This is a genomic window from Actinoallomurus soli (assembly GCF_024055715.1).
Classification (GTDB): Bacteria; Actinomycetota; Actinomycetes; order Streptosporangiales; family Streptosporangiaceae; genus Actinoallomurus; species Actinoallomurus soli.
Window position 1 is genome coordinate 63084 of the sequence record NZ_JAMXMV010000009.1, and the last position, 17536, is coordinate 80619.

At 73.1% G+C, this 17536-nt stretch carries 14 protein-coding genes and 1 riboswitch; of the genes, 6 read left to right on the forward strand and 8 right to left on the reverse strand.

The window, feature by feature from the left end; translation table 11 throughout:
* Positions 1–51: 51 nt before the first annotated feature.
* A complete protein-coding gene (locus tag NDW01_RS22785) occupies positions 52–1179 on the reverse strand; it encodes a tetratricopeptide repeat protein (protein WP_252823298.1) in 1128 nt (375 codons plus the stop codon).
* Between the two features lie 260 nt (positions 1180–1439).
* The gene (locus NDW01_RS22790; RefSeq protein ID WP_252823299.1) at positions 1440–2897 is read right to left on the reverse strand and encodes a serine hydrolase domain-containing protein; all 1458 of its coding nucleotides are present in this window, start codon (positions 2895–2897) and stop codon (positions 1440–1442) included.
* Positions 2898–3248: 351 nt separating this feature from the next.
* Between NDW01_RS22790 and NDW01_RS22795 the strand changes: the two genes are divergently transcribed.
* The 3 genes from NDW01_RS22795 to NDW01_RS22805 are packed head-to-tail and all read left to right on the forward strand — an operon-like array spanning position 3249 to position 5140.
* The gene (locus NDW01_RS22795) at positions 3249–3674 is read left to right on the forward strand and encodes a septal ring lytic transglycosylase RlpA family protein (protein ID WP_252781395.1); all 426 of its coding nucleotides are present in this window, start codon (positions 3249–3251) and stop codon (positions 3672–3674) included.
* Positions 3675–3689: 15 nt separating this feature from the next.
* The gene (locus NDW01_RS22800) at positions 3690–4292 is read left to right on the forward strand and encodes a cell wall protein (protein ID WP_256512741.1); all 603 of its coding nucleotides are present in this window, start codon (positions 3690–3692) and stop codon (positions 4290–4292) included.
* A gap of 20 nt (positions 4293–4312) precedes the next feature.
* Positions 4313–5140 carry a MauE/DoxX family redox-associated membrane protein gene (locus NDW01_RS22805; RefSeq protein ID WP_252823300.1) on the forward strand — a complete coding sequence of 276 codons (828 nt, stop codon included), beginning with the start codon at positions 4313–4315 and terminating at the stop codon, positions 5138–5140.
* Between the two features lie 118 nt (positions 5141–5258).
* Here the strand turns inward: NDW01_RS22805 and NDW01_RS22810 are convergent, their stop codons facing one another.
* Both NDW01_RS22810 and NDW01_RS22815 read right to left on the reverse strand, forming a co-directional pair.
* Positions 5259–5555: a MoaD/ThiS family protein gene (locus NDW01_RS22810; protein WP_252823301.1), complete on the reverse strand. Its 297-nt coding sequence runs from the start codon at positions 5553–5555 to the stop codon at positions 5259–5261.
* Positions 5552–6667 (reverse strand): WD40/YVTN/BNR-like repeat-containing protein, encoded by a 1116-nt coding sequence (locus NDW01_RS22815; protein ID WP_252823302.1) that lies wholly within the window; start codon positions 6665–6667, stop codon positions 5552–5554. Before NDW01_RS22815 ends, NDW01_RS22810 begins: the two co-directional genes overlap by 4 nt.
* A gap of 253 nt (positions 6668–6920) precedes the next feature.
* On the opposite strand from NDW01_RS22815, the gene NDW01_RS22820 reads away from it, so the two are divergent.
* Positions 6921–8000, forward strand: a complete 1080-nt coding sequence (locus NDW01_RS22820) for a carboxylate-amine ligase (protein ID WP_252823303.1) — start codon at positions 6921–6923, stop codon at positions 7998–8000.
* A gap of 43 nt (positions 8001–8043) precedes the next feature.
* On the opposite strand, the gene gcvP is transcribed toward NDW01_RS22820, so the two are convergent.
* Entirely contained in the window at positions 8044–10881 is a 2838-nt protein-coding gene (gene gcvP / locus NDW01_RS22825; protein ID WP_252823304.1) for an aminomethyl-transferring glycine dehydrogenase, read from the reverse strand.
* Between the two features lie 162 nt (positions 10882–11043).
* Positions 11044–11141, reverse strand: a riboswitch (glycine riboswitch).
* Positions 11142–11262: 121 nt separating this feature from the next.
* Here gcvP and NDW01_RS22830 point away from each other — a divergent pair.
* Together NDW01_RS22830 and NDW01_RS22835 are read left to right on the forward strand one after the other, a co-directional pair.
* The gene (locus NDW01_RS22830) at positions 11263–12114 is read left to right on the forward strand and encodes an SCO6745 family protein (protein ID WP_252823305.1); all 852 of its coding nucleotides are present in this window, start codon (positions 11263–11265) and stop codon (positions 12112–12114) included.
* Between the two features lie 81 nt (positions 12115–12195).
* Positions 12196–14907, forward strand: a complete 2712-nt coding sequence (locus NDW01_RS22835; RefSeq protein ID WP_252823306.1) for a lysylphosphatidylglycerol synthase transmembrane domain-containing protein — start codon at positions 12196–12198, stop codon at positions 14905–14907.
* Between the two features lie 104 nt (positions 14908–15011).
* On the opposite strand, the gene NDW01_RS22840 is transcribed toward NDW01_RS22835, so the two are convergent.
* The 3 genes from NDW01_RS22840 to NDW01_RS22850 all read right to left on the reverse strand — a co-directional run bounded on the left by NDW01_RS22840 (position 15012) and on the right by NDW01_RS22850 (position 17525).
* Complete coding sequence (locus NDW01_RS22840) at positions 15012–16013, reverse strand: glutathione S-transferase family protein (protein WP_252823307.1); 1002 nt, start codon at positions 16011–16013, stop codon at positions 15012–15014.
* A gap of 58 nt (positions 16014–16071) precedes the next feature.
* Positions 16072–16665: a MerR family transcriptional regulator gene (locus NDW01_RS22845; protein WP_252781405.1), complete on the reverse strand. Its 594-nt coding sequence runs from the start codon at positions 16663–16665 to the stop codon at positions 16072–16074.
* Between the two features lie 389 nt (positions 16666–17054).
* Positions 17055–17525 carry a bifunctional nuclease family protein gene (locus NDW01_RS22850; protein WP_252781406.1) on the reverse strand — a complete coding sequence of 157 codons (471 nt, stop codon included), beginning with the start codon at positions 17523–17525 and terminating at the stop codon, positions 17055–17057.
* Positions 17526–17536 lie beyond the last annotated feature (11 nt).

Below are 17536 nucleotides of genomic sequence, written 5' to 3' on the forward strand. Positions count from 1 at the left end.
CGGATCCCGTTCGGCGGGCGGCGGGTTCGCCGAGGCCGCGCCCGCTCCCGGTCAACCGGCGTCGGGCCAGTTCGGGGGCAGGACGGGGACGTCGGAGCCCATGGCCTGGCGCAGTCGCTCGGCGAAGCTGTCCCGCAGCGCACGGCCCCACGGATAGTCCGCCGGGACCTGAACGGCCTCCCCGAGCACGTCGTAGGCCTCGGCGGGCAGGCCGTCCGGGCCCTTGGCGTACCTGGCGGCGATCACGGCGTGCATGTGGTCGAGCGCCCCGAACACCTCGCCGGTGAGGAGGGGCAGCGAGCCGGCGCGCACGGCGGCCTCCACCTCGTCCTCCCACCAGGCGTCCTCCCCGTCGACGGCGAAGGTACGGCGCAGCCGGGCCCGTACGTGCTCGCCGAGCGCCGGGTCGTCGAGGCCGCGCCGCCAGATCTCCTGGGCGGCGTCGTCCCGGCCGCGCAGGGGAAGCGTTCGGGCGAGCAGCTCGATGGCGAGGGGGACGACCTCCGGGTCGGCGTCCTCGCCCGGCGTCACGCTGCCGAACGCGTGGATCGCCTGCTCCAGGTGCGCGATGCCGAGGCTGACCGCGAGCCGGGCGTGCGCCTGCGGGTCGCGGCCCCGGTCGACGAGGTCCAGCGCGCCGGCGAGGACGCGCTGGGCGCGGGCGGGCTCGCCCCAGTCGATCAGGCGCAGCGCCAGGTCGTGCGCGGCGACCGGGGCGTACTCATCGTCGCCGGTCGCGATCACCTGCTCCCACCACTCGCACGCCTGCCGGGCGTCGCCGTCCTCGTCGGCGAGCTGGGCGAGCGCGAGGTACGCGGGCGGCAGGTAGGCGCGGTTGCCGAAGTCGACGAGGGCGCGCCAGGCGTCACGGGCATGGTCGCGCTCGCCGGCCCGCTGCCAGGACAGCGCGAGGTGGTACGCGGCGCGCGCGCCGTACTCCGGGTCCCTGGTGGCGATCGCGAGCCGGTCGGCCTCCCGGGCGCCCTCGTCGTCGCCGCGTCCCTCCAGCACCACCGCCAGGCCCAGCGCCGCCTGCGCCCGCGAGGCCGTGTCACCGGTCTCCAGTACCTGGCGGAACAGCTCCGCGGCGCGGTCCAGGTCACCGCTCTCGGCGTGGTTGCGGGCCTCCTCGAGAGAGGTCGACGGGTCGGCCGTCGCCTCGTCGGGGGTCGCGCTCATCGGGCCCTCCGATCGCACGACGGCCCGTCGGCCGGGATCCGGGGTGATGCCTGGTCGCTCGCACTCATTCTCCGTGCCCTTGGGGGTAGGCGCTGGCCGTGTGGGGACGAGCCTAACCGGGCGGGGGCCGCTCCGTCCCGTCTCGCCGCCGGTGTCGGCCACTCGGGCGGCGGAAGGCGAGAAGGTGAACGGAACGCTCGGCGATCATGAGCACAATCGGGACGAATCGCCCATCCACCTGGGCGCGACCCGATCCCACGTCAGCTTTCCCTCGTCACGTCCAGCGTCTGGATCCTGGGCGGGTCCTGCGGGTTCAGCCGGATCTCGCAGCGCAGCACGCCGCGCGCGCCCCGGACGTCCCAGATGACGTGGGCCGGCGAGTCCGACCGGACGATCTCCTTCGGCTCGGCCGGGTCGAGCAGCGGCCCCACCTCGCCGACCAGGCTCTCGATCCGTGCCCTGCGACGGCCCAGGTCGAGGTCCAGGTCGACGTTGCCGGCGAACCAGGCGGCGGCCGCGTCGGGATCCCACCCCCGCAGGAGCCCCTCGACGGCGGCCCGCGCCTCGGCCGTCTCCGGCCACAGGGCCACGGGCTCCTGCGGGTCGGCCAGGTCCGCGAGGACGGCGCGCAGCGCGGCCGCCGCCGGTACACGGCCCGTGGAGTACCTGGCGTTCGTCAGCACGACGACGCCCAGGCCCGTACGCAGGTGCCAGCGCATGTGCGATCCGAATCCCGGATATCCGCCGCTGTGCGCGACGACCGTTCCCCAGACCGGGTCCTGCTGGATCATCAGGCCGTAGCCGTAGCCCACGGTGACGGGCATCGATCCGTCGCCCGGCCGCCCCGCCGGCCGGGGCGGCGACACAGCCCGGTGCACCTGCTGCATGTCGCGGCGCGAGGCCCGGCGCAGGGGCCCGTCATCCGCGCCGTCACGCGCCGGGAAGGCGTCGGCGAGCCAGCGCATCCACCGGGCGAGGTCCTCGACCGTACTGAACAGCCCGCCGATCGCGGAGAAGACCCCGGGATCGGAGAACGCCTCCGGGTGCCAGCGCCCGTCGAGCCGGGAATGCCCCGTCGCGACGCCGCTCGGCGCGGCGACCGAGGTGTCGAAGCCGGTCGCCGTCAGGCCGAGCGGGCGGAGCAGGCGCCGCTCCACGAACTCGTGGTACGGCGTGCCGGAGGCGGCCTCGATCACGCGGCCGAGGACGGCGTATCCGAGGTTGGAGTACTCGAAGCCGGTGCCCGGGACGCTCACGAAGCGGACACCGCCGGTCAGCAGGCGCCCGAACTCCTCCCGGCTCATCGACTCCTGACGGTCGGCCCACGGGTCGTCGGTGGGCAGGCCGCCTGCCATGGACAGCAGCATCCCCACGGTCACCTGCGGGGAGTCGGTCGTCGGCGGCCGTACCGCGCCGAACTCCGGAACGTACCTGCCGACCGGGTCGTCGAGGCGCACCGCTCCCTCCGCGGCCAGGGTCATGATCGAGGCGGCCGTGAAGCTCTTGGTCATCGACGCGATGCGGAAGGCCGTCGCCGCGTCCGGGCGGTCACCGTCCAGCCGCGCGACGCCGTGACCGGCCGCATGGACGAGGCCTCCGCGGTCGACGATCCCGTACGCGAGCCCCGGCACGTCGCCGTCATCCACCAGCGCGCGGAACAGCGAGTCGACCTCCTCGACCGCTCCGCCGCCCGACGTCCGATGCTCCGCCGTCGTCATCCGCCACTCCCTGCCTCGATCGACGTCCAATCGTCGGCAAGGACATCTATCACGCGGCGCGTCGCCCGGTTCGCACCGGGCCGTCGCGGCTCGGCGCGGCGCTCGACCTGCTCGGGCGGGCTCCGGAGGGCACTCCGCGCTCGCGTGGCCTGGTGTGGCCAGGGCGCTCGGCGGGCGGCATACCGGACGGTTCGCGCGACTAGGGCAGGAGCGTGGTTCTGCCAATCACGCGGACGGCCGGTTGTAGAAAGTTTCCTTTTACTTCGCTGTTGACGACGTAAGTTTCCTTCTTCACGATCGGGGACACCCGGGCAGGCCTGTCACGTCGGAACGAACGAACGGAGACAGAAGATGGGGTGTTCCAACAGCAGCTCTCCCGCCTACGGGGAGATGTCGTGGTTCTGCTGCGGCAGCTCCTGGGGACCCTGCGGGAGCGCGGGCGGTGGGGCCTGCGGCACCTGCAACTCCGGCTCGCACCAGTGCGCGTGGCCGAACACGTCCGACGCCTGCTTCAACATCACCCGGCCCGACCAGTGCGGTGAGGGCCTGGCCCGTCGCACCTGCGGCCACGTGTTCTACGTGACCAGCGTCTGCAGCGGCAAGTGCGTGAGCGTGTCGATCGCCGACTGCGGACCGGACACGAACTCCTTCTGCGGCGAACGGTCCTGCTGCGGGTCGACCTGCTACACCAACCGGATCATCGACCTGACGCCCTCGGCCTACAGCGCCATCGCCGACCTCTCGACCGGGCTGTCCCCCGCCCGTATCGACAGCTGACCGGAGGCCCCCGCCATGCCCCAGCCAGATCGCCGTCGTTTCCTCACCTCCGCCGTGCTCGGCGGTTCCGCCGTCGCCGGGGCCACCGCCCTCGGCTCGCTGGCCCCCGAGGCCGCCTTCGCCGCCGCGCCCAAGATCAAGCTCGACCCGGGCGCCCTCGACCCGAACTTCGCCGAAGGCCGGATCACCGGCATCAGCGGCTCCCTGCTCAAGGCCTCCGGATCCGACCGGACCCTGCACCGCATCCACATCACCGACGGCACCAGCATCTGGAAGCTGCACCCGACGACCTTCGACCAGATCAAGGTGGGTGACGGGTTCTACGCCCGCGGCGTCCGCCTGCCGGACGGCTCGCTGGCCGCAGACGCGATCTGGGTGAACATCGTCAACCTGGACGCGTCGATCGCCGCGATCGAGACCGCGCGCCTCCACCTCGACCACAACGGCAAGCGAGTGATCGGTCACGTGGTCGGCGGCAGGACCGCCGCGGTGTACGGCTCCGCGCCGGCCGTGGCCGACCTGACCCGGCTGCAGGTCGGCAGGCATGTGAAGGTGATCGGCGCCTGGCGGCCCGACACCAACGAGGTGGACATCGCGACCGTCTACTCGGGCGCGTAGCCGGAAGGAGGCGATCTTCCATGGTCGAGTGGCCGGCGTCGGTCCAGCCGTTGTTCGTCGGCGCGACCCTGCTGTGGTCGGGCGGGGTCAAGTGTGCCGGCGCGTCCGCCCGCCGCGCCGCCCAGAGGTCCGCGTTGCGGTCGCTGGTCGGCGAGGCACGGGCGCCGATCGCCCACCGGCTGGTCGGCGCGGCGGAACTGGCGCTGGCCGCCGCTCTGCTGCTGCCTCCGGTCTACGCGGGTGAGGCCGTGGCCGCCGCCGTGCTCGCCACCGGGTTCCTCGCGTACCTCGCGTACGCCCGCGTCGTCGCGCCGGACTCCTCCTGCGGCTGCATGAGCGCGCGCCCCATGCCGGTGACGTGGCGCGGCTTCGCCCGCGCCGCGCTCATCCTGGCGGCGGCGCTGCTCGGCACCCGGGCGGGCCCGTGGTGGGACGCGGCGACCGGTCACCCGTGGGCCGCCGGAACGACACTCCTCGGCGAGGCCGCGGCGCTGGTCGCGCTGTCACCGGAGGCGGACCGGCGGTGGCTGTACCCGCTGCGGCGGCTGCGGGTACGCCTGCGGCACCCGCTCGCCGACCGGTCGTTCGACATGCCCCTGGAGTCCAGTCTCCAGCAGCTCCTGGGCAGCACGGCGTACCGGCAGGTCAGCGGACTGCTGCGATCCGGGCTACGGGAGACCTGGGACGAGGAGGACGTCCGGGTGCTCTGCTACACCGCCGAGTACGAGGGACGGCTCGCCACGGCCGTCTTCGCGGTGCCGCTGCGGCACTACCGGCCCGAGGAGATCCGCGTCGCCCTCGTCGACGAGTCGGCCGAGTCGACGCTGCTGGTCCTCGACGGCGCCTGATCCGCGGCCCGTCCGAGGGCGGGCGCCCTCCGCCCTGCCGGTGAGCGTCACCCGCCCCATGGTGAGCGCCCGCCGCCCCCGCGGGGGGCGCTCACCGGTCCCGGAGCGGGATCGCGGGTCAGCCGCCCGCCATCGCGCCGACGATCAGGAAGGGCTCGGCGCCCTTCGCGACCGGCTCGGGCAGCGGGGTGTCCGGCGGGTCGTGGGAGAGGTCCCGCTCGCACGCGTAATAGCGGACGAACGCCCGGCGCCGGAGGGTGCCGTGGTCGCGGATGGTGCCGCGCAGCACCGGATACCGGTCCTCCAGGGCGTCGAGGACGGAGCCGGGCGTCACCGGCCCGGCGACGTCGAGCCGGACCTCGCCGTCGATCCTGGCGAGGACCTTCAGGTGCGCGGGCAGGACGACACGGATCACGGCAGCGTCTGGACTTCGACGGACAGGACGGCCGGGAGGTCCCGGGCGATCGGCGCCCAGGAGTCCCCGGCGTCGGCCGAGGCGTAGACCTGACCACCGGTGGTGCCGAAGTAGACGCCGCAGGAGTCGAGTGAATCGACCGCCATCGCGTCGCGGAGCACGTTGACGTAGCAGTGCTCCTGCGGCAGCCCCTTCGTCAGGGGCTCCCAGTCACCGCCGCCCGTCCGGCTGCGGTAGACGCGCAGCCGTCCGTCCGGCGGGTAGTGCTCGGAGTCGCTCTTGATCGGCACGACGTAGACGGTGTCCGGCTCGTGGGCGTGCACCGCGATCGGGAAGCCGAAGTCCGACGGCAGGTCGCCGCTGATCTCGTGCCAGGACTCGCCGGCGTCGTCGGTCCGCATGACGTCCCAGTGCTTCTGCATGTACAGGACCTCCGGGCGCGACGGGTGCAGCGCGAGGCGGTGGACGCAGTGGCCGACCTCGGCCTGGGGATCCGGGATGCCGTTGCTGACCAGGCCGCGGTTGATCGGCCGCCAGGTGTCGCCGCCGTCGTCGGTGCGGAACGCGCCTGCGGCGGAGATCGCCACGTACATCCGGCGCGCGTCGGACGGGTCGAGGATGATCGTGTGCAGGCACATGCCGCCCGCTCCCGGCTGCCACGACGAGGCGGAGCCGTGGCGGCGCAGTCCGGGCAGCTCCTCCCAGGTCCCCCCGCCGTCCTCCGACCGGAAGATGGCCGCGTCCTCGGCTCCGGCGTAGACGGTGTCCGGGTCGGCCGGTGAGGGCTCCAGGTGCCAGACGCGCGCGAACTCCCAGGGATGCGGCGTCCCGTCGTACCACTGGTGGGTGCCGGTGGCGCCGTCGTACTCGAACCGGTTGCCCACCGGCCGCCAGGTCCGCCCGCCGTCGTCGGACCGCTGGATCAGCTGCCCGAACCACCCGGAGGACTGGGTGGCGTACAGCCGGGACGGGTCGGCCGGTGAACCCGCCATGTGGTAGATCTCCCAGCCGCCGAAGAAGGGACCGCTGATGTCCCACTCCTCCCGGTGGCCGTCCGAGGTGAGGACGAACGCGCCCTTGCGCGTCCCGACCAGTACCCGTACTCCGCTCACGCGCCGCTCCTCCGGTTTTGGGGGCTTATATGCTCGGTGACCTGCGGAAGTTCAGGTCGCTCACGGTAGACCAGCGGCACGGGGAAAACTCATCGTTCAGATACGTCGGCGCGCCGGAATAAGGGAATCGATGGCGTCCACGGGCTTTTCGGCTGCCCGGTTCTTCCGTCCCTGGCGGGGTAGAGACGGATTCCCTGCTGCACGAGGATCCCCTGCGGGTACGAGGATTCCCTGCCGAACGAGGAGGCCGTGGTTGCGAAGTTTCGGAGTCGAAGAGGAGCTGCTGCTGGTCGCACCGAGCAGCGGGGTCCCGGTCGCGCTCGCCGAGTCCGTCACGCGGGGCGGGGACGAGGACGGGCCGGAGCGTGAGCTGCAGCGGCAGCAGGTCGAGACGGGCACGGACCCGTGTACGACGCTCGACGAGCTGTCGCGCCAGCTACGGGACCGCCGGAACGCCGCCTCCCAGGCCGCCCGGCGGGCCGGCTCGGAGGTGGCCGCGCTCGCGACCTCGCCGCGGGCCGTCACCCCCTCGACCACTCCGGCGGAGCGGTACCTGCGGATGGCCGAGGAGTACGCCCTCACCGCGCAGGAGCAGCTGACGTGCGGCTGCCACGTCCACGTGAGCATCGAGTCCGAGGACGAGGGCGTGGGGGTGCTGGACCGCATCCGCCCGTGGCTGGCGCCGCTGCTCGCGATGACCGGCAACTCCCCCTTCTGGCAGGAGCACGACAGCGGATACGACAGCTATCGCTACCAGGTCTGGGGGCGCTGGCCGTCGGCCGGGCCGACCGAGGCGTTCGGGACGCCCAAGCTCTACCACGAGACCGTACGGTCGATGGTGGAGTCCGGGACGCTGCTGGACGAGGGAATGATCTACTTCGACGCCCGGCTGTCCCGGCACTATCCGACCGTGGAGGTCCGCGTCGCGGACGTGTGCCTGATGGCGGACGACGCCGTGCTGCTCGCCGCGCTCGTCCGGGGGCTGGTGGAGACCGCCGCGCGTGAGTGGCGGTCCGGGCGGCCGCCGGTGCCCGTGCGCACGGAACTCCTTCGCCTCGCGTCCTGGCGGGCGAGCCGGTCCGGGCTGGCCGGCGACCTGATCCATCCGGTGACGCAGCGCCCCGCCCCGGCCGGAGTGGTGGTCCGCGCGCTGATCGAGCACGTCGCCTCGGCCCTCGTCGACACGGGCGACCTGCAGGCCGTGACCGAGCTGGCCGAGCGGCTGCTGGAGCGGGGCAACGGCGCCGCCCTGCAGCGCCGGGTGCACGAGGAGACCGGCGACCTGTCCGCCGTGGTCAACGCCGCCGTGGCCCGTACGCTCGCGGCCTGGTGAGAGGACCGCCCCGGTGCGCGCCGCGCACCGGGGCGTACCGGGCTCAGGACTCGAAGGCCTCCGGCGGCGGGCAGGAGCAGACCAGGTTCCGGTCGCCGTACGCCTGGTCGATGCGGCGCACCGGCGGCCAGTACTTGTTCTCCCGCAGGGACCGCAGCGGGTAGGCGGCGTCCTCCCGGCCGTAGGAGTGCTTCCAGTCCTCCGTCAGCAGCGACGCGGCGGTGTGCGGGGCGTTCTTCAGCGGGTTGTCGTCCGCGTCGTACTCCCCCGTCGCCACCCGCTCGATCTCCCGGCGGATCTGGATCATGGCGTCGCAGAAGCGGTCCAGCTCGGCGAGGTCCTCGCTCTCCGTGGGCTCGATCATCAGGGTGCCCGCGACGGGGAAGGCCAGGGTCGGCGCGTGCAGCCCGTAGTCGATGAGCCGCTTGGCGACGTCCTCCGCCGTGATCTTGGTCTCCTTGGCGATCTTGCGGAGGTCGATGATGCACTCGTGCGCGACCAGGCCGCCCCGGCCGGTGTAGAGGACCGGGTAGTGCTCCGACAGCCGCTTGGCCACGTAGTTGGCGGCCAGCACCGCGGCCCCGGTCGCGTCGCGCAGCCCGTCCGCGCCCATCATCGCGATGTAGGTCCACGAGATCGGCAGGATCCCCGCCGAGCCCCACGGCGCGGCCGCGATCGGTCCGCTGCCCGTCTCGGGACCGGCCTCGGGCCGCAGCGGGTGGTTGGGCAGGAACGGCACCAGGTGCTCGCGCACGCCCACCGGGCCGACGCCCGGGCCGCCGCCGCCGTGCGGGATGCAGAAGGTCTTGTGCAGGTTCAGGTGGGACACGTCCGCGCCGAACTCCCCGAGCCGGGCCAGGCCGACCAGGGCGTTGAGGTTGGCGCCGTCGACGTACACCTGGCCGCCGGCGTCGTGGACGCTCTTGCACACCTCGGTGATCGTCTCCTCGTAGATGCCATGGGTCGAGGGGTACGTCACCATGATCGCCGCGAGCCGGTCACGGTGCTTGTCGATCTTGGCGTGCAGGTCGTCGAGGTCGATGTCGCCGTGGTCGGTGCTCTTGACGACGACCACGCGCATCCCGGCCATCACCGCGCTCGCGGCGTTCGTGCCGTGCGCGGAGGACGGGATCAGGCAGACGTCACGATGGCTCTCGCCGCGGGAGGCGTGATAGCCGTGCACGGCGAGGAGACCGGCCAGCTCGCCCTGGGAGCCGGCGTTCGGCTGCACCGACACCTTCGCGTATCCGGTGATCTCGGCAAGCCACGCCTCCAGCTCCCCGATCAGCGCGACGTAGCCGCGCGCCTGCTCCAGCGGCGCGAACGGGTGGATCTGCGCGAACTCCGGCCAGGTGATCGGCTCCATCTCGGTCGTGGCGTTGAGCTTCATCGTGCAGGAGCCCAGCGGGATCATCGAGCGGTCCAGCGCGATGTCCTTGTCCTGCAGGCGCCGCAGGTAGCGCAGCATCGCCGTCTCCGAGCGGTGCGCGTGGAAGACCGGGTGGTCCAGGTAGCCGCTCTCCCGGCGGAGCGCGGGGGGCAGCGCGGCCTCCGCGGCGACGGACAGGGCCTCCTCCTCGGCCAGGCCGAACGCCCGCCACACCGCGGTCACGTGCCCGCCGGTCGTCGTCTCGTCGCAGGCGACCCCGACGTGGTCGGCGTCCACGAGGCGCAGGTTGACGCCGTGTTCGCGCGCCCGGCGCACGATGTCCCCGGCCCGGCCCGGCACCCGGGCGAGCACGGTGTCGAAGAACGTCTCGTGCACGATCTCGGCGCCGAGCGCCGCGAGCCCGCCCGCGAGGCGGACGGCGTGCCCGTGCACCCGCTCGGCGATGCCGCGCAGCCCCTCCGGACCGTGATAGACGGCGTACATGCTCGCCATGACGGCCAGCAGCACCTGGGCGGTGCAGATGTTGCTCGTGGCCTTCTCCCGGCGGATGTGCTGCTCGCGGGTCTGCAGCGCCAGGCGGTACGCCGGGTCCCCGTCCACATCGAGGGACACGCCGACGAGGCGGCCGGGCAGCTGCCGCTGCAGCCCCTCCCGTACGGCCATGTAACCGGCGTGCGGGCCGCCGAAGCCGTACGGCACGCCGAACCGCTGCGAGGTGCCCACCGCGATGTCCGCGCCGAACTCCCCCGGCGCCCGCAGCAGGGTCAGGGCCAGCAGGTCGGCGGCCACGACCACCTGCGCGCCGCGCTCGTGCGCGGCCTCGGTCACCGGCGCCAGGTCGCGTACGGCGCCGCTCGCCCCGGGGTACTGCAGCAGGACTCCGAAGAACTCCCCGTCCGGCAGGCCCTCGGCCAGGTCGGCGACGAGGACCTCGATGCCCAGCGGCACCGCGCGGGTGCGGACGACCTCGATCGTCTGCGGCAGCGCGTCCGCGTCGACCAGGAAGGTGTCCCCGGCCCTGGCGGCCCGGTGCGCGAGCGTCATCGCCTCGGCCGCCGCGGTCCCCTCGTCCAAGAGGGACGCGTTGGCGACCGGCAGCCCGGTCAGGTCGCTCACGACGGTCTGGAAGTTCAGCAGCGCCTCGAGACGCCCCTGGGAGATCTCCGGCTGGTACGGCGTGTAGGCGGTGTACCAGCCCGGGTTCTCCAGGACGTTACGGAGGATCACCCCGGGGGTCACCGTGCCGTAGTAGCCCAGGCCGATCATCGAGGTCAGGACCTGGTTCTGCGCGGCCAGCTCGCGCAGCCGGGCCAGCGCCTCCACCTCGGACAGGGCCGGAGGCAGGGTGAGGGGCCGGTCGGTGCGGATCGCGGTTGGCACGGCCGCGTCCACGAGGGCTTCGACACTCGGGAAGCCGACGGCCTCGGCCATCGCGGCGCGTTCGGTGGGGGACGGCCCGATGTGCCGATCGACGAAGGGAACCTCGGTCATTGGGGAGCCTCCTGGTGCGGTGGATGCGCAGCCGCCACCGGGCGGGCCGGTGGCCGGTCTCCCCCTCTGTCAGGTGAACCTGAGAGCTTCACCGCGCCGGGGCGCGGCTTGCACCTTCGGTGAGGCCCGGTGTGGAGCACCGGTCCTGCTTTCCAGAGGTGCCTCGCTCATACGGTCCCTTGTGCCTGAGAGGTTCCGGGGAGGGTTGCTCCTTCGGCGCCCCGCACCACGGTGTGCGAGGTCTCTCCCGTACGAGGTCGACGGCCATTCCACCCTACCGGAGGACGAGTCACCCCGTTCCGGTCACGATCATGTACCCCTCCCCCCGGCGCGCATCACCGTGCGACGATGAGCCGTCCCGGCCCCACGCGGAGGAGACCCATGGACGAGACCTGGCGGCTGATCGAGTGTTGTCACGCGTTCGTCTACTTCGCTCCCGAGGCGCGGGACGCCTACGCCGAGGCCGGTCTGACGGGTTTCTGGCGGGGGTACTTCGCCTCACGGGCCGCCGCCCTCGGCACCGCTCCGGCCGAGGTGGTGACGGCGGCGTTCCACAACTTCGCGCCGCGCATGGTGGCCCGCGCGTTCCCGGACGTCTGGCGCCGGTCCTCGCCGGAGGCGGTCCTGACCGCCCGGACCGCCGTCGCCGACCGCGCCCTGCGCCGTCTGGCGGGCGACCTGATCGACGGGCCCTCCGTCGCCGAGGCCGCCGCCCTGGCGGGGCGGGCGGTCGAGGCGGCACCCGTCGCGGGCCGCGTCCTGTTCGCGGCGCACGCGGCGCTCCCCCGGCCGGACGAGCCGCACCTGGCCCTGTGGCACGCCGTGACCGCGCTCCGGGAGTTCCGTGGTGACGGGCACGTCGCCGCCCTGCTCACGGCGGGGCTCGACGGCTGTGAGGCGAACGTCCTGACGGGCGCGCTCGGCCTCACCCCGCCCGAACAGCGTGACCACCGAGGCTGGACGGAGGAGGAGTGGGCGGACGCCGCCGGGCGGCTGCGCGCCCGCGGCCTCCTCGGCGACGACGGCGCGCCCACCCCGGAGGGACGCGCGGAGCGGGAGACGATCGAGGACGTCACCGACCGGCTCGCCCGCCCGCCCCTCGACGCCCTCGGCCCGGACGGCGCGGCCCGGCTGACCGACCTGCTCCGGCCGCTCGCCCGCGGGATCGTCGAGGGCGGCGGCATCCCCTTCCCCAACGCGATGGCCATGCCGCGGCCCGCCGCGTCCGTGTAGTGATCGGGCCCGGGACGCCCATCGAGCGGTTATCGGACACCTCCCGAGCGTCCCGGCCGATGAACTGGGAGGATGCACTGCGTGTCCGTGAACGAATCCCCCGGCGCCGACCGTACGGTACCCGGCAAGTCGCCCCCGTCCACCGGGACGGGGGCCGTGGAAGCGGCGGCCCGGTCACACGACGCCGCCGATGGCATCCGGCCGGCCACCGAGAGCCCGGCGGCCGAGACGACGGCCGACGAGACCACGGCGACCGAGGCCACGGCCCACGAGCGCCCGACGGGCGAGAACCCGGCGGCCGGCCGAGTCCCCGACGAGCCTCCACCGGCCGAGATCCCGGCCGATGAGACGACGGCCGGCGAGACGACGGCCGGCGAGAGCCCGGCCGGCGAGAGCCCGGCCGACGGGGGCGCGGCCGGGAAGGTGCGGGTCGAGGAGCCGTCGCTGCCGCGGCGGATCCGGCGTCCGTCCGACGCCATCCGCTTCCTGCTGACCGTGGGCTTGATCGGGCTCATCCTGGTGCTGGCCCACATCGCGCGGCACACGACGAGCGGGCTGGCCTCCGACATCGCCAGCGGAACCGAGCGGGCACCGCACCTGCTCCTCACCCTCGCCAACCTGGCGTCCGGCATCGGCGTCCTGGCCGTTCCGGTCGCGTTCGGGGTGTCCCGCGTCATCGGCCGTGACGGGCTACGGGTGGTGATCGGCGTCGTCGCCGCGGTGGTCGCGCTCTGCGTCTCCCTCGGCCTGGACTCGTGGATGACCGCGGCGGGCATGCGCGACCTCGCCTGGTATCTGACCTGGAAGCGGCACGGCGGGTGGTTCCCCGGTCCGGCCCACATCGACCTCACGCCCGTCATCGCCTACGTCACCGCGGTCGGCCTGGGCGGCCGGACCCGCTGGCAGCTCGCGACCTGGGGCGTGATCGGCCTGGACGCCGTCGCGTCCCTCACGACCGGCGCGATCACGCCGCTGGCGGTGCTGACGACCTACCTCATCGGCCGCGCCGTCGGCTACGGCACCCTTTACGCGGTCGGCGCCCCCAACATCCGTCCGCCCGGGGACGCCGTCGTGGCCGCGCTGCGGCGCGTCGGGCTGGCTCCGGTCCGCGCCGCGCGCGTCGCCGCCGGCCCTGAGGACACCCGCCGCTACACGGCGGCGCTCGCCGACGGACGGACCATCGACGTCACGGTGCTGGACCGCGACCAGCAGACGGCCGGCCTGCTGTACCGCCTGTGGCGGCGGGCGCGGCTGCGCGGCGAGATGCCACGCCGTACGATCCGGTCGCTGCGCCGCTCGCTGGAGCAGGAGTCTCTGATGTCCTACGCCACGACGGCGGCGGGCGCGGCGACCCCGCGGTTGCTGGCGACGTCGGAGGTGGGCAGTGAGGCCGCCCTGCTCGCCTACGAGCACGTGCCGGGCCGGCTCCTCGCCGACCTGCCGGACGAGGAGCTGACCGACGACCTGCTCGTCGGCGTCTGGACCGAGCTCAAGCGCCTGCAGGACCGCCGCCTCGCGCACCGCCTGCTGGTGAGCGAGAGCATCCTCGTCGACGAGTCCGGGCGGCCGCACCTCGTCGACCTGCGGGGCGGGGAGATCGCCGCCGGCGACCTGGTCCTCCGCGTCGACCTGGCGCAGCTGCTGACCGAGCTGGCGCTGCGCGTCGGCGCCGAGCGGACGGTGCGCACCGCTGCCGCCGTGCTCGGCGCGGACGCCCTCGGCGCGGCGGTGCCGCTGCTGCAGAAGGTCGTGCTCGCCCGCTCGACGAGGAACGCCCTGCGCCGGGACAAGAAGCTGCTGAGCCGGATCCGGGAGCAGATCCGCGTGCTGCGCCCCGAGCTCGTGACGGCGGCCCAGCCGCTGCGGCTCGACCGCTTCCGGCCGCGCACGCTGGTGAGCGTGGTCGCCGGGATGGTCGGCGCGTACCTCCTGCTGTCCCAGCTCGGCAACGTGAACCTCGCCCACCTCGTGACCCACGCCGACTGGCGGTGGTTCGCCGTCGGCGCGCTCGCCTCGGCGGCCAGCTACCTGGCCGCGGCCCTGATGCTGATGGGGTTCGTGCCGGAGCGGCTGCCACTGGGCCGGACGATCCTGGTGCAGCTCGTCGCCTCGTTCATCAAGCTGGTCGCGCCCGCCGCGGTCGGCGGGATCGCGGTGAACACGCGCTACCTCCAGCGGGCGGGCGTGCCGGCCGGCCAGGCGGCCGCGAGCGTCGGCGCCTCACAGCTGACGGGGATGGCCTCCCACATCCTCATGCTGGCGCTCTTCGGCTACATCACGGGCAGCAACTACGGCCCGTCGCTGCCGCCGTCGCGGATCATCATCGTCTCGCTGCTCGGGGCGGCCGTCCTGGCGATCATCCTGTTGTCGGTCGGGCCGCTGCGGCGGCTCGTCGCCGCGCGGATGCGCTCGATGTTCTCCGGGGTGCTGCCGCGCCTGCTGGACGTGCTGCAGTCGCCGAAGAAGCTCGCGACCGGCCTGGGCGGCACGCTCCTGCTCACGGCGGCGTTCGTCGCCTGCCTGGACGCGTCGATCCGGGCCTTCGGCGGCTCGATGAGCCTGACGACCGTCGCGGTGGTGTTCCTGACCGGCAATGCCCTCGGCTCGGCCGCTCCCACGCCGGGCGGGCTCGGTGCCGTGGAGGGCGCGCTGTCGCTGGGACTCACGCTCGCCGGGCTGCCGGCCGGAACGGCGACCTCGGCGGTGCTGCTGTTCCGGCTGCACACCTTCTGGCTGCCCGTCCTGCCCGGCTGGGCATCGCTGTCCTACCTGCAGCGCAAAGAGGCGATCTGACCCTCACCCGGTCCGATCGCCCCTGGCCCGGCCGGAGCCGACCGCACGCCGGTCGCCGGCGGTCAGGGCAGGCCGGTCACGCGTTCGCCGGCGGGAACCGGGTGTCAGGACAGGTCGGGCACGCGTTCGCCGGCGGGAGGCGGGCCGGGCGGGGTGCCGTCCCCGAAGGGCCGGCCGCCCAGCTCCTCCCGCCCGTGCGGCGTCAGCCAGCCGCGCGGATCCGGGCCGACCGCGACGATCCGGGTCGGGTTGATCTCGTGGTGGACGTAGTAGTAGTGCCGCCTGATGTGGTCGAAGTCGACCGTGTCGCCGAAACCTGGGGTTTGGAACAGGTCGCGGGCGTACGCCCACAGGACCGGCAGCTCGGTCAGCTTGCTGCGGTTGCACTTGAAGTGGCCGTGGTAGACGGCGTCGAACCGCACCAGCGTGACGAACAGCCGGATGTCGGCCTCGGTGATCGTGTCGCCGACGAGGTAGCGGCGCGTCTCCAGCCGCTCGGACAGGGCGTCGAGCCGCTCGAACAGCCGCCGGACGTGCCCCTCGTACCCCTCCTGGTCCCGGGAGAAGCCGGCCATGTAGACGCCGTTGTTGACGTCACGGAACACCTCGGCGTTGACGGCGTCGATCTCGTCCCGCAGCCGCTCGGGGTACAGGTCCGGCGCCCCGGGCCGGTGGTGGGCGGTCCACTCGGTGGACAGGTCCAGCGTGATCTGCCCGTAGTCGTTGGTGACGAGCCGCCCGCTGGGCACGTCGACGATCGCCGGGACGCTCACGCCGCCGTCGTAGCCGGGCTCGGCCTTCTCGTACGCCTCGGACAGGAAGCGGATGCCGAGAACCGGGTCACGGTCGTCGGGGTCGAGCGTGAACCGCCAGCTGCGCTCGTCCTGGATCGGGTCGACGACCCCGACGGAGATCGCGTCCTCCAGGCCCAGGAGCCGGCGGACGATCAGCGCGCGGCTGGCCCAGGGGCAGGCGCGGCTGACCACCAGGCGGTACCGGCCGGGCTCCACCGGCCACGGCGAGGAGCCGTCGGCGGTGATGCGGTCGGTGAAGTGGCTCGGCGACCGGGTGAACTCCTTGTCGTCCTGCTGCCGGGTGGGGCTCAAGGCACTCGCTCTCGGTGAGATCGGGGGGATCAGCGGTCCGGGGTCGGCGAGACCGGGATCAGCCGGTCTTGCGCACCCGCCGACGGCGGGCCAGCTCGTCGTGGGGGCTGTCACCGCCCGCGTGCGCGCGTTCGGCCGGCATCTCCGCGAGGCTGCCCTCGACCTCCTGCCACACCCGTCCCAGCGCGATTCCGAACACTCCCTGGCCGCCCTGCACCAGATCGACGACCTCGTCGGGCGACGTGCACTCATAGACGCTCACGCCGTCGCTCATCAAGGTGATCTGCGCCAGGTCGTGCACGCCGCGGTCGCGCAGGTGCTCCACGGCGGTCCGTATCTGCTGCAGGGAGACCCCGGTGTCCAGCAACCGCTTCACGACCTTCAGCACCAGGATGTCGCGGAAGCTGTACAGACGCTGGGACCCCGAACCATGGGCGGAACGCACGCTGGGCACGACCAGCTCCGTGCGCGCCCAGTAGTCGAGCTGGCGGTAGCTGATGCCCGCCGCGGCGCATGCCGTTGGACCGCGGAACCCGACGTCGTCGGGCAGGGGCGACACGCTCCCGCCGAACAGGAGACCTTGCTCCCCGGCGCGTTGAGACGCATCGTGCCTTTCGCGGGCCGCCTTGCCCTCGCCGCTGCTTGCCGCCACGCGGACCTCCGGCTCTATCATCCCGCAGCGATCCACCAAGGGGGTTTGACGGAATTACGCCGCAGGTGTTCAAGCAGCACGGTAGGTCGCGGCCCCTGCAGGGTCAACGTTCGCGGTCGGCGCGTCGCAGCCAACGCAAAACGCTACGACGTCGCCTAAACCCCATATTCATCGCTATCGGCGGCACCTACCCACGTAGTGACGCTCTTGGGGGCACGAATGTTCCCGTGAAGCCGCACAGAACTTTTCCTCCGGGATTACGATCCTGCTACCGAGAGGAACAGCCCAGGCGGGCGCCGGTGAGCGCAAGAGCACGGCGCAATCGCAGGCGGGCGGAGCCCGGTCTCCGCACCATGGCGAGGAGACCTCTCAGACGCGAGGGACGCCGCTCAGGTGGCGCGGCCGAAGTCCTCGGGCGAAATCGTGTCCAGGAACTCCCGGAACTTCTCGACCTCGTCCTCCTGCTCGTCGGGGATCGCCACACCCGCCTCGTCCAGCACGTCCTCGCTGGCGAAGATCGACGCACCGGTGCGCAGCGCGAGGGCGATGGAGTCCGAAGGGCGGGCGCTGACCTCCGCGCCGTTGGAGAAGACCAGGTCGGCGAAGAAGATGCCCTCCCGCAGCGCCGTGATGTTCACCGTCCGCAACTGGACGTCGAACGCCTCCAGCACGTCCCGGAACAGGTCGTGGGTGAGCGGGCGCGCCGGCAGCACCCCCTGCTGGGCGAAGGCGATCGCGGTGGCCTCAACCGCGCCGATCCAGATCGGCAGGTAACGGTCGCCGTCGGTCTCCTTCAGCAGCACGATGGGCTGGTTGGAGGGCATCTCGACCCGTACGCCGACGACCTCCATCTGCTTCACAGCGGCTCCCT